Source organism: Bacteroidetes bacterium SB0662_bin_6 (genome assembly GCA_009839485.1).
Classification (GTDB): domain Bacteria; phylum Bacteroidota; class Rhodothermia; order Rhodothermales; family VXPQ01; genus VXPQ01.
Map to the genome: position 1 here is coordinate 1 of VXPQ01000069.1, position 11,249 is coordinate 11,249.

The following is an 11,249-nucleotide window of genomic DNA, read 5'->3' on the forward strand; positions in this document are numbered from 1 at the left end:
GCTCGCAGCTCAAACTTGTATTCCGTTCCGTTCGTCAGGCCCGTAACCGTGTAGCCGTAGGTACTCGCTCCACCGGGGATGTCCAACCATGCCGCAAGATCCTCGACACCAAAGGCTTCGCCGTTTTCCTTCAGCCGGTATGCGTAGCCGGTGATCTCCGAGCCGCCGTCGTGGAACGGCGCATCCCATGTGAGCGTCACCTTTGAATCGCCGGGTGTTGCCTTCAAATACTGGGGGGAATGCGAAATCGTCCCCGGCGTAGCAGGAGTAGCGGGAGTAGTGGGTGTGGTCAGTGGAGTCGGGTTTGGCGGGGGCTGGGTGTCCGCAGGACCGTTGACGCGTATCATGAATACGTTGTCTCCAGTGCGCCCAAACAAGGTTGTGTTCACCCAGGTTGTGCTGCCGACCGTTCGCCAGTATCTGTCGTCGGCCATGCTCCATCCCGTCCGCCCGCCCGGGTCCTCGGCGTCGGAGGCCGATGTCGTTATCCAGCTATTTCCTGCATGGGCGTTTTCCGCCGACACCACTACCCAGTACTGCGTGTTGGCCGACAGCGTCGTGTTGTCGGGTGCGGTGAACCTGAGATTACCACTCGAGAAACTCGACGGATTGGTCAGGGTGGCAACCTCCGTCGTGCCGCCGGGCAGCCCCGTGGCCAGTTTCACGCTCACGGTCGAGTTCGGCGCCCCGGAGAATTTTACATCAATGCTTTTGAGGGTGGCGGAACTGTTGCCCGTCGTAAAGCCCTGCGCAGCATCGATTAAAGAAAGGAGAGTAAAGCCGTACGATTCTTGTTCGATATTGCTCACCAGTACGGTGCTCGTCTGCGCCTGCGCTCCCTTCGTAACAACGACCATAGCAGAGAAAAGAGCGGCTATCGCAACCAGCCGCGCCGCTCCCGGGCGGCTAAGCGCTCTCTCTTTCAGTGGTTCTTGCGTCATCTGTTCGCCGCGTCGGGTAATTACTAAACTTGTCACTCATCTTGTGAATATTGCTGGATGTGAGCAAATGTTTATAACAAATTATCAATGCATCTGACAATTTTCATTGTGTTTATATATCATAACTGTAACATTACAGGCTATATTCATAATTTTACTGTTACCTTCGGGGTATACCTGTCATTCGGCATCCTTCGGAGCGGATCGTTATTGCCCTCACGTATACACACTCTTTATCCGATACCCCTTGCGCTTATCCGTTCTTATTCGTAAATGACCAATACAGACAGGCACGCAACGGGTCTCTGACACTATGGGAACGACCATCCGGGATATGATGCTGGTTTCGCCGCTGCCTCTTGGGCCGCGCGATACGGCGGAATATGCGCTGGGCCTTCTCATGGAGCTGCGCGTGCGGCATTTCCCGGTAGTGGATGCGGAGGGTTTGCTCCTCGGAATCGTTTCGGAGGAGCATATTCTGGAATCCGCTGCGGGCCCGGATGCCGAGATCGCCGGCGTTCCCGATCTGGCTCCCCTTTCCGTCCCGCCTGACGCGCACCTCTTCGAGGCCGCCAAAATCCTGATCGGGCACGATCTCACCACCCTTCCCATCGTGGACGAAACAGGGCGCTACGCGGGCCTGATCCGCCGGAATGACCTGTTCGAGCAGTTCGCGGCGATGCTTTCCACCCAGGAAGCCGGCGCTATCGTGGCGCTCGAAGAAGACCCGGACAGCTACTCGATGTCGCAACTCGTCCATGCCATCGAACAGAACGACATTCGTATCCTGTCCGTCGTGTGCGAGCGTCCCCAAACCCCAAGCGGGAAAACACGGGTCACGCTCAAGCTGAATGTGCAAAGCGCTTCTCGCGTGCGGCATTTGCTCGAACACTACGGGTACCATGTCGTAGCTGTCTTCAGCGACGACTCCGTGGACGAGGAAATGCAGTGGCGCGCCGAGGAATTTCTGCGGTATCTGGAAGCGTAAACGAGCATTCCATCGCTCTATTTCGTATCTTGTAAGGATATACGGGCGTCTATCTGCCTAGGGCCTGTTAGCACTATGCAGCGATGCTCTGTTCCGTCAGGCACGGCGTCAATCAAGGCGCGAGGAGTGAAGTTTGGTGGTTCCAAATGAGCGACGAGCAACGAAGAGTGACGCCGTGACCGGCGGAACCCGAAGGGCGGGGCCTGTTTTCCCGCCATGCGGCGTTGCCGCTCGCTTATGTGGCTGGGCCACACTGCGCTCGCGGCGCCTGGCCTGGCAGGAAAATATGCCCCGCAGAGCGCCGCTGCATAGTGTTAACAGGCCCTATATCCACCCACGTCCTTTCTGTCCGGCGCAGCGGTCTGTCCCCGCCGGCCCGTGATCCTCCGGTTTACGAGTTTCAAACAGGTTCATGCACACCGATCAGGCAACCGACCAGGCAATCGATCAAGTAACCGATCAAGCAATAGAGCCTGCCGAAAACGGTTATAGCGCCGAAAACATCCAGGTGCTCGAGGGGCTGGAAGCCGTCCGCAAGCGCCCGGCCATGTACATAGGAGACGTAGGGCTCCGGGGCCTGCACCATCTGGTGTACGAGGTGGTGGACAATGCCATCGACGAGGCGCTGGCCGGGTACTGTGACCGGATCGAGGTATCCATCGATGAAGACGGCTCCGTGTGCGTGATCGATAACGGGCGCGGCATTCCGGTGGAGGAGCATCCCAAGGAGAAACGCTCTGCGCTGGAAGTGGTCATGACGACCCTGCATGCCGGCGGCAAGTTCGATAAGGATACCTATAAGGTGTCGGGCGGGCTGCACGGGGTCGGGGTATCCTGCGTGAATGCCCTCGCCGTGACGCTGACGGCCATCGTGCGCAGGGACGGCTACGAATGGCGCCAGGAGTATGCCTGCGGCCAACCGCTGGGCCCGGTGAAGCGGGGGCGCGCCCTTAAGGACGGCGAAGAGACCGGCACCGAGGTGACGTTTCTCCCGGACCCGGATATTTTCACCGAGACGGAGTTTCGTTTCGACACGCTGTCGGGCCGCCTGCGCGAACTGGCCTATCTGAACCGCAACGTGCACATCAGTATCGAGGACCGCCGCGAGGAAGAGGAAGCGCTGCGCCGCGAGGAATATCATTTCGAGGGGGGCATCGTGGAGTTCATCGATTATCTCGACGAAACCCGCACGGCCATCCAGCAGGAAACGATTTACATCTCCGAGGAAGATGCGGAGGTGCCCGTGGAGTTGGCGATGCGGTACAACACCGGCTACACCGAAAACGTCCTCTCCTTCGTCAATAACATCAATACGCACGAGGGGGGCACCCACATCTCGGGATTCCGCCGCGCGCTGACCAGAACCCTGAAGGCGTACGCGGAAAACAACAACCTTACGAAGAACGCCAAGGTCGATCTGTCCGGGGACGATTTCCGGGAAGGTCTGACCGCCGTGCTTTCGGTCCGGGTGGCCGAGCCGCAGTTCGAGGGGCAGACCAAGACCAAACTGGGCAATTCCGAGGTCCAGAGCGCCGTCGAAACGCTGGTCAACGAGAAACTGGGTCAGTGGCTCGAAGATCATCCCCGTCAGACGAAGATCATCATCGATAAGGTGATCCTTGCCGCGCAGGCCCGTATGGCGGCCCGGAAAGCCCGCGAACTGGTGCAGCGCAAGAGCGCCTTTTCCGGCGGCGGACTGCCCGGAAAGCTGGCCGATTGCGCCTCGCGCGATCCGGAGGAATCGGAACTCTACCTGGTAGAGGGAGATTCGGCGGGCGGTTCGGCCAAGCAGGCGCGCGACCGCCATTTCCAGGCCATCCTTCCCCTGCGCGGGAAGATTCTGAACGTGGAGCGGGCCCGTCTCGACCGGATTCTCGAAAACGAAGAGATCCGGAATATGGTGACGGCGCTCGGCACGGGGCTGGTCGGACTGGAGGATTCCTTCGACTTGTCCCGCCTCCGGTACCACAAGATCATCCTGATGACGGATGCGGACGTGGACGGGGCGCACATCCGCACCCTGCTGCTTACGTTCCTGTACCGCCACCTGCGCCCGCTCTTCGAAAGCGGCTACGTGTATGTGGCGTTGCCGCCGCTTTTCAAGGTGCAGGCAGGCAGGCAGGAGCACTACCTTTGGACGGAGGCGCAACTGGCCGCGAAGACGCGGGAGTTGCGCAAGGAAGGAAAATCGAAGATCGTCATTCAGCGCTACAAGGGCCTGGGCGAGATGAACCCCCAGCAGCTCTGGGATACGACGATGGATCCCGCCACCCGGCGCCTGCAGCGGGTCACGGTGGAGGACGGCGCCGTGGCCGACCGCGTGTTCTCGACCCTGATGGGAGACGCCGTGGAGCCGCGCCGCAAGTTTATCGAGCGCAACGCGAAGTACGCAACCATCGATGCGTAGCGCGCCGGGGAGGATGCACGGCCACGTACCCGCAGCAACATGTTGGACCCTTCCGATCGACAGGATGCCCCCGACGTTTCCGTCGTCGTGCCCGTGTACGATGAGGCGGATTCCCTGACCGAACTCGCCGGCGAGATCCGGTCTGCGTGCGAGGGCGCCGGGTACCGCTTCGAAATATGGTTCGTCGACGACGGGTCGCAGGATGCTTCCTGGCAGATCATCGAGACCTTGCACAAGGAGGACGCACGCATCGCCGGTCTGCGGCTCCGGCGCAACTACGGGAAGTCGGCGGCCCTGGCCCTGGGGTTCGAACAGGCCCGGGGGAAATACGTCGTGACGATGGACGCCGACCTGCAGGACGTGCCTGCGGAGATACCGGGGCTGATCGCCCGGCTCGAGGAAGGATTCGACCTGGTGAGCGGCTGGAAGAAGACGCGGCGCGACTCGCTGAGCAAACGGGTGCCCAGCAAATTCTTCAATTGGGTGACGCGGATTATTTCCGGGGTCCGGCTGCACGATTTCAATTGCGGCCTGAAGGCGTATCGCCGGGAGGTGGTCAAGAGCGTGCGCGTCTACGGAGAGTTGCACCGGTACATCCCGCTATTAGCCAAATGGGAGGGGTATGATCGGATATCCGAACTCCCGGTGGAACACCGCGCGCGGCGCTACGGGCATAGCAAGTTCGGCCTGGACCGGTTCATCAAGGGCTTTCTGGACCTGATTTCCGTGACGTTCCTGACCCGATTCGCCGTCCGTCCGATGCACTTTTTCGGTGCGTTCGGCACGCTGGCGTTTTTTGTCGGGTTTGTGCTGTCCCTATGGCTGTCCATCGACAAGATCGCGTTCGGGAATCCTATCGGGGACCGGCCCCTGCTCCTGCTGGGAGCGCTGATGATGGTGGTGGGCGTGCAGATGTTCACGACGGGCCTGATTGGCGAAATGATCGTCCGGCCCCGGATGGAGCGCACCGATTCGTACCGCGTGATGGCTACCCTGCCCCCGGCGGACTGACCCATGGCAGCCGAGGCGTCCGAACGAACCCGCCGGCAGATCGCTCTCGTGGGCCCGGCTGCGCCTTTCCGGGGAGGGATTGCGCAGTTCACCGACACGGTGGCGGCAGGGCTTCGGGATCGCGGCTGGCCGGTGTACATGGCGACATTCCGGCGGCAGTATCCGGGCTTTCTCTTTCCCGGAACGTCGCAATTCGATCCGGGTCGAGTGCCGGCGCCGGGTACGCACCGGCTGATCGACTCCATAGGACCGGGTACCTGGGGCGCCGCGGCAAAGGCGATTGCGGAGCAGGACCCGGCGGCCGTCGTGTTTCAGTACTGGACGCCCTTTTTTGCACCTGCCTACGGCGTGATGGCGCGGCGGCTGGCTGCGCGGGGTGTTCGGGTGGCGTCGCTCGTGCACAACGTGTACCCGCACGAGAAGCGGCACGGCTTCGTTTCCCTCCTTGCAGGGTATTTTCTGAAGCGGTGCGAGGCGCTGCTTGCGCTGTCCGACGCGGTAGCTGAAGATCTGTGGGCGATGGGTGTTTCCGCCCCTGTGCAGATGGCGCCGCATCCGGTCTACGGGCATTTCGGGGACCCGCTCCCGCGCGGGGAAGCCCGGCGCCGCTTGCAACTCCCCGAGAACGCCGACCTTTTGCTTTTCTTCGGATTCGTCCGGGCGTACAAGGGATTGCCCGTGCTGCTGCGGGCGCTGCCCCGGATTCTGGCCCGGCGGCCCAGGGCGCGGCTGGTCGTGGCGGGGGAGTTTTACGAAGACGAACAAACGTACCGGGATCTGATTGCGTCGCTCGGTCTCGAGGATACGGTGCTCGTGCGCGCGGAATATATTCCGGAGGAAGAGGTGGGCCTCTATTTTTCAGCGGCGAACCTGGTGGTGCAGCCCTACGAATCGGCCACGCAGAGCGGCGTGGTGCAGACGGCGTATCATTTCGAACGGCCCGTGGTGGTTACGGATGTGGGCGGGCTGGCCGAAGTGGTCACGGACGGCGTGTCGGGGTATGTGGTCCCGCCCGGCGACCCGGAGGCGCTGGCGGATGCCGTCATACGCTATTTCGGAGAAGACCGGGAAGCCGCTTTTGCAGAAGGAGTGCGGCGGGAACGGGAGCGTTTTTCGTGGGGGCGGCTGCTGGATACGCTTGAAACCATGCTGAAATAGAATCCATGGAGTACGATCCGGTCAAGGATGCGCTGGGAAAGTTTTTCCGTATCTATCCCGTGCTGCACCGCGTGTTTTTCGCGCTGCTCCATGCCGTGTTTCTGCGGTCATGGTATGTGCGGCGGGAAGTGCATGCGCTGCTGGGGGGTGCGCCGGCGGGGCGGCCTGCGGACGTGCTGGATGCGGGGACGGGATTCGGGCAGTATGCGGAATATATCGCCCGGAGATTTCCGCGCGCCCGGGTGCTTGCCGTGGACATCAAGCCGGATTATCTCGCCGATCTGAGGCGGTTCGTGGAGCGGACGTCGCTCCGGGATCGGATCGCATTTCGCGAATACGACCTGACCGGGCTGCCTCTGGACCAGGCGTTCGACCTCATCGTTTCGGTCGATGTGATGGAGCATATCGAGGACGACCGGATCGTTTTTCGCAATTTTGCGCAGATGCTGAGGGACGGGGGGCACGTCATCGTCAACACGCCGTCGGATCAGGGGGGATCGGATACGGAGACGCACGGCGAGGAAGGATTTGTCGACGAGCATGTCCGCCCCGGGTACGGTCTTGCGGAATTGCGGGAGAAAATGGAGGAGGCCGGGCTGGAAACGGTGCGGGCCCGGTACACCTACGGGCGATACGGTTCGAAAGCCTGGCGGATACTCGTCAAGTGGCCCATGCAGATGCTGGCGGCCACCCGGCTGGCTTTTGCGGTGCTGCCGGTGTATTACCTTGCGGCCCTGCCGGTGGGCCTGGTTCTGAACGCGGTGGATGTGCGCAGCCGCAACGAAACCGGCACGGGGCTGATCCTCGTTGCGCGCAAAAAAGCATAGCAACTGCATGGAAACCGGGGCGCGTAACAACCGTTACAGCGTAAACCGGGGAGATCCATGCATACCAAATATATCTTTGTTACGGGAGGGGTTACGTCCTCGCTGGGCAAGGGGATCGTCTGCGCATCGCTGGGGAGGCTGCTGGAGTCGCGGGGATTGCGCGTGACCATTCAGAAACTCGATCCCTACATCAATGTCGACCCCGGGACGATGAACCCCTACGAGCATGGGGAGGTCTACGTCACGGAAGACGGGGCGGAGACCGATCTGGACCTTGGGCATTACGAGCGCTTCCTCGGGCGCCCGATGAGCCAGGCCAACAATGTCACGACCGGGCGCATCTACCTCGATGTGATTACGAAAGAGCGCGCCGGGGCGTATCTGGGCAAGACCGTACAGGTGGTCCCCCATGTCATCGACGAGATCAAGCAAAGAATGCTGAAGCTCGGCGATACGGGTCGGTACGACGTGGTGATTACCGAGATCGGCGGGACGGTCGGCGACATCGAAAGCCAGCCCTATCTCGAAGCCATTCGGCAGTTGCGGTACGAGATCGGCGCGCGGAATGCGCTGGATGTACACCTGACGCTTGTGCCGTATCTCGATGCGGCGGGCGAGCTGAAAACGAAGCCGACGCAGCACTCCGTAAAAACGCTCCTGTCCTACGGGTTGCAACCGGATGTCCTGGTATGCCGTTCGGAGCGGCCGCTGGATGAGGACCTGCGAAAAAAAATCGCGCTTTTCTGCAACGTGGAGCCGCGGGCGGTGATCGCGGCCCGGGATGCGGCATCCATCTATGAAGTGCCCCTGCTTCTTGCCGAAGAGGGTCTGGCCGATATCGTGTTCGAGCGGCTCGGCATGACGTCCGGGGACGGCGCTTCCGCGATTACGGATTCGCCGGGCATGCAGGAGTGGATCGACTTTCTGAAAACGCTGAAGAATACGGAGGGCGCCGTACGCATTGCGCTGGTGGGCAAGTATGTGGAACACCAGGATGCGTACAAGTCGATCACCGAAAGTTTTATTCTGGCGGGGGCGGCGAACGGAGTACACGTCGATCTGAAGTATGTATTATCCGACGACGTTACAGAAGACAATGTGGAAGAACTGCTCGGCGATGTGGCGGGCATTGTGATTGCGCCGGGCTTTGGCGACCGGGGCATCGACGGGAAGCTGGCTTCCGTCCGGTACGTGCGCGAAAACGACATTCCCTTTCTCGGGATATGCCTCGGGATGCAGTGCGCCGTCGTGGAGTTTGCGCGGCATGTGTGCGGTTGGGAGGGTGCCCATTCGACCGAATTCGACCCCGATACGGCGTATCCGGTCATCGACATCATGGAGGAGCAGAAGCGGATCGTCCACAAGGGAGGCACCATGCGCCTCGGAGCGTATGAATGCCGCATTACCGAAGATTCCCGCGTGGCCGATATTTACGGGACGCTGGAAATATCGGAGCGGCACCGGCACCGGTATGAAGTGAACAACGTGCTGCGATACAAACTGCTCGAACACGGCATGCGCTTCACGGGGGTCAATCCGGGGCGGGACCTCGTGGAGATCATCGAACTGCCCGCACACCGCTGGTTCGTGGGGGTGCAATTCCATCCCGAATACAAGAGCACCGTAGCGCGGCCGCACCCGCTTTTCCGGTCCTTTGTCGGGGCGTGCGTGGAATTGGCCCGCGAGAAGAAGGACCTGATGGAATCGCCGCGTCCCTCGCGCCGCCGCAAGGTGGTGCAGTTGGCGTCCGCGAAGATGTAGGGGGCGACCCCCTCGGCGAACCGTTATCGAATGGGGGCCACGACCGCGTTACCACTTCAGCAGGCCCCTGACCCTGAATTCGGGCATGGAATCGAAGGAGATCGCCCTGGTCCTGGGCGTGCTGCCCTCGAGATTGAGGAGGAAGCGTCTGCCCGCCTGCAGGTTGAACCCCAGAAGAATGCCGCTGCGGCCCCGATCGGAAAAAGCAACGCCTGCGTAGGGGGTCGCCACGCCTTTGCCCCCCGAGGCCGGAAAACCGTAGCCCATTTCTCCTTCCACGCGCAGGGGCTGACCATAAAGATAATCCCGGGACATACCCGTTACAGACCGGGGCAGGGGCTCGCGTTCACGCATCGCCCCCATAGTCTGCGTACCTCCCATAGTCTGTATCCCGCCGAACCCCGTCCGGGGGGTAATGCCCCAGGACTGCGATACATTGAACGAGGCGCCCAAAGGAGAGGACGGGTCGGGATCGAAGAAGATGACGCCCGAGGCGCCCCACTCTTCGAAGCCCGCCTCTTCCTCCGACATCAAACCGCGCATCCCGGCCCGCATGCGCAAGCCCATCGACCGGTTCGAATAGCCCAGCCCGCCGCCTATCTCCACATCCGCACCTGCCAAAGTGATTGCTGCTTCGCTGCCGGAGACGGAAACGCTGGCGTACGGCGATGCCACGCCGTGCTCTCCAGCAGCAAACCCGTAATCGAAGCGACTGTCCAGACGAAGCGAGCGGTCCTCGGCAAGGCCGGCGCGCCCGAGGCCCGCCAGACCCGACATCGTCTTGCGGGACCAGAGCGCCCGCATGCCGCCCGTGGAAGACGACGCCGATCCCCAGGAGGGGATAAACCGCCACGACATACCCAGTTCCGAAGAAGGCGAACGGTCGAACAGGATCATGCCCGATGCGCCCCACTCTTCGAAGTCGCTGTCTTCATGCACCACCAGACCGTGCATGTCCACCTGCATGCGCAATCCCCAGCCGGAATGGATGAAGCCCAGGCCGCCGGCCACATCCACTCCCATGCCTTGCTCCGCGTCGCCCCCGTCGCGGCGCACGCCCAACTGCACCTTCGGCGAAAGGGATGCGCGATCGCCCATCCTCAGGATATAGGAACTCTTCAGCGCCAGACGCAGGCGATGCACCATCGCCGTAACGGACATAAGCGACCGCGAGGCGTCGAGCGAAGAACGAAGAAGCATCGCGTCCGTCTGCCAGGACAATCCGAAACCCCGCGATCCGGCGGAGACGATATCGCCGCTCATGCCTGCGGAACCAAGCATTATCGAAAGATCCGAGGTCGAGGAAGCAAGCGAATCCCGCTGCAAACGCAGCGAGCCCCTGCCGTATCCGCCTGTGCCCCACACCTGCAAACGGTCCGTAAACTTGTAACGCGCATACGGATATACGCCTGTAAGCGACGCCGACAGGGAAAGACTGTCCTCGCCGGCTATCCGGTACGCCCCCTCGCTCTCGCTGCGCGAAACCGCTAACCCGTGCAACCAGCCGGAAAAGCTGTTATCGATGCCGACCGTTCCCGACATAACGTCTCCGGTAATATCCGCGCCCGCCTCGCTGCCGCTGAACCGGGAAAACGAACCCTGACCCCATATCCCGAGGGAGTTTCCCAAAGACGTCTCTCTTGTATACAGAAAAGCGCTTCGCGACAGCGCATCGCGCAACGTCAGGTTTCTGTAACGATTTGCCGCAGCGTTAAGGCCCGGGGACATCCCGTACGAATTTTCCGAACGCCCGCCGTTGCCTACCAGGGGCGAGGCAGTCATGGATTGCTGCGAAGCGCTCCAGAGCGCCGAAGCCCCGGAGAAAGCCCCGCCTGACTGTGCAGGCGAATCGCCGAATACGATACGCTGGCCTGCAACGGACGCCTGCATGCCGGAGACGCCGCGACCGACCCTCTCCATACGGTGCTGCACGGAAGAAAGAAGGTGGTCGGCGCCTGCGCGGCTGGATCGGGCAAGCCAGGCCGATACGTCGATGCCGCCGTATTCGTCTATGACCTCGATCGCTACATCGGGTATGGTCACTTCACCGTAATCCCCACCGCTCGCCTTGTGGTTCAGCAGCGCCGCATCGTCGTCTACATCGTTGTCCACAGCCGCCGACACCGTCACCTCCTGCGCCGCATTCCAGTTCTCCG

8 protein-coding genes are annotated in these 11,249 nt (G+C 61.5%); 6 read left to right on the forward strand and 2 right to left on the reverse strand.

All coding sequences use genetic code 11. From position 1 onward, the window contains the following. On the reverse strand, positions 1-941 hold a 941-nt coding region (locus F4Y00_11610), incomplete at its 3' end, for a fibronectin type III domain-containing protein (GenBank protein ID MYE05601.1). Positions 942-1,275: 334 nt separating this feature from the next. Between F4Y00_11610 and F4Y00_11615 the strand changes: the two genes are divergently transcribed. From F4Y00_11615 to F4Y00_11640, 6 genes are all read left to right on the forward strand, one after another. Then, positions 1,276-1,929 carry a CBS domain-containing protein gene (locus F4Y00_11615; GenBank protein MYE05602.1) on the forward strand — a complete coding sequence of 218 codons (654 nt, stop codon included), beginning with the start codon at positions 1,276-1,278 and terminating at the stop codon, positions 1,927-1,929. 412 nt (positions 1,930-2,341) lie between these two features. Beyond that, a complete protein-coding gene (gene gyrB, locus F4Y00_11620; GenBank protein ID MYE05603.1) occupies positions 2,342-4,336 on the forward strand; it encodes a DNA topoisomerase (ATP-hydrolyzing) subunit B in 1,995 nt (664 codons plus the stop codon). A 39-nt stretch (positions 4,337-4,375) separates the two neighbouring features. After that, a complete protein-coding gene (locus F4Y00_11625; protein MYE05604.1) occupies positions 4,376-5,347 on the forward strand; it encodes a glycosyltransferase family 2 protein in 972 nt (323 codons plus the stop codon). Between the two features lie 3 nt (positions 5,348-5,350). Then, complete coding sequence (locus F4Y00_11630) at positions 5,351-6,505, forward strand: glycosyltransferase (GenBank protein MYE05605.1); 1,155 nt, start codon at positions 5,351-5,353, stop codon at positions 6,503-6,505. Between the two features lie 5 nt (positions 6,506-6,510). Further along, on the forward strand, positions 6,511-7,332 hold the full coding sequence (locus F4Y00_11635; protein MYE05606.1) for a class I SAM-dependent methyltransferase: 822 nt from the start codon (positions 6,511-6,513) through the stop codon (positions 7,330-7,332). A gap of 57 nt (positions 7,333-7,389) precedes the next feature. After that, a complete protein-coding gene (locus F4Y00_11640) occupies positions 7,390-9,093 on the forward strand; it encodes a CTP synthase (protein ID MYE05607.1) in 1,704 nt (567 codons plus the stop codon). 48 nt (positions 9,094-9,141) lie between these two features. Here F4Y00_11640 and F4Y00_11645 read toward each other — a convergent pair whose 3' ends face one another. Next, positions 9,142-11,223, reverse strand: coding sequence for a hypothetical protein (locus tag F4Y00_11645; GenBank protein MYE05608.1), 2,082 nt, complete (start codon positions 11,221-11,223; stop codon positions 9,142-9,144). Positions 11,224-11,249: the final 26 nt, after the last annotated feature.

Bases quoted from the DNA above. Each gene is read 5' to 3' on its own strand.
- F4Y00_11640 (MYE05607.1), top strand. From the start codon at position 7,390: ATGCATACCAAATATATCTTTGTTACGGGAGGGGTTACGTCCTCGCTG.
- gyrB (MYE05603.1), top strand. From the start codon at position 2,342: ATGCACACCGATCAGGCAACCGACCAGGCAATCGATCAAGTAACCGAT.
- F4Y00_11635 (MYE05606.1), top strand. From the start codon at position 6,511: ATGGAGTACGATCCGGTCAAGGATGCGCTGGGAAAGTTTTTCCGTATC.
- F4Y00_11615 (MYE05602.1), top strand. From the start codon at position 1,276: ATGATGCTGGTTTCGCCGCTGCCTCTTGGGCCGCGCGATACGGCGGAA.
- F4Y00_11630 (MYE05605.1), top strand. From the start codon at position 5,351: ATGGCAGCCGAGGCGTCCGAACGAACCCGCCGGCAGATCGCTCTCGTG.
- F4Y00_11625 (MYE05604.1), top strand. From the start codon at position 4,376: ATGTTGGACCCTTCCGATCGACAGGATGCCCCCGACGTTTCCGTCGTC.